The organism is Vibrio sp. 10N.222.48.A3 (assembly GCF_041475345.1).
GTDB classification, from domain to species: domain Bacteria; phylum Pseudomonadota; class Gammaproteobacteria; order Enterobacterales; family Vibrionaceae; genus Vibrio; species Vibrio tasmaniensis_A.
Genome location: NZ_JBFRVX010001559.1, coordinates 1 through 832, shown reverse-complemented (window position 1 = coordinate 832; position 832 = coordinate 1). Strand labels below are relative to the sequence as shown.

General features: G+C 44.4%; 1 protein-coding gene. It reads left to right on the top strand.

The features are described 5' to 3' along the window. Window positions 1-832 (top strand): glycoside hydrolase family 9 protein (locus tag AB4653_RS27720; protein WP_372105849.1); only part of this gene is annotated, 832 nt, incomplete at both ends.

Below are 832 nucleotides of genomic sequence, written 5' to 3'. Positions count from 1 at the left end.
GATGTGGTTAAACAAGGCCGCGTAGCAAATTGGCATCAAGGGCAATTCTTCACTATCGATTTCAGTTCATTCACTGAATCAGGTCGCTACTACCTACGTTTTGACAACCTACGCTCTGAAGTATTTGAGATTGGTAGCAACCTATTAATGAACCACACGTTTTCTGATGTGCTTCATTACTTTAAGTCACAACGCTGTGGCGGTAGTTTCGACAAAAAAGATCGACAAGCACAAATTATGGGCACTGACAGATACGTCGATGTCCACGGTGGATGGTATGACGCATCAGGTGATGTAAGTAAGTATTTTAGCCACCTGTCTTATGGTAACTACCTTAACCCACAACAAATTCCAATGGTCGTTTGGAACATGCTAAAAAGCGTGCGCTTGACTAGCAATAACTCAGACTTTCCTAAATTCTCTATGACTCGTTTAGTGGAAGAAGCCCTATTCGGTGCCGATTTCTTAGTGCGTATGCAAGACGCTGACGGATACTTTTACATGACGGTATTCGACAAGTGGAGTAAAGACATCAATCAACGTGACATCTGCGCATACGCCACTCAAGAAGGTAACAAATCAACGGACTTGCAAGCGGGCTACCGACAAGGTGCAGGTGTTGCTATCGCCGCATTAACTGCTGCATCTGAACTTGAAACCTCGGGCAGTTACTCGAGCCAAACTTATCTTGAAACTGCCGTTAGCGGTTATTGGCACCTAAAAGAACATAACCTGCAGTACCTAAACGATGGCGAAGAAAACATCATCGATGAATATTGTGCCCTACTCGCTGCCAATGAACTGTACCGAGTAACAGAGGACGATCAATACC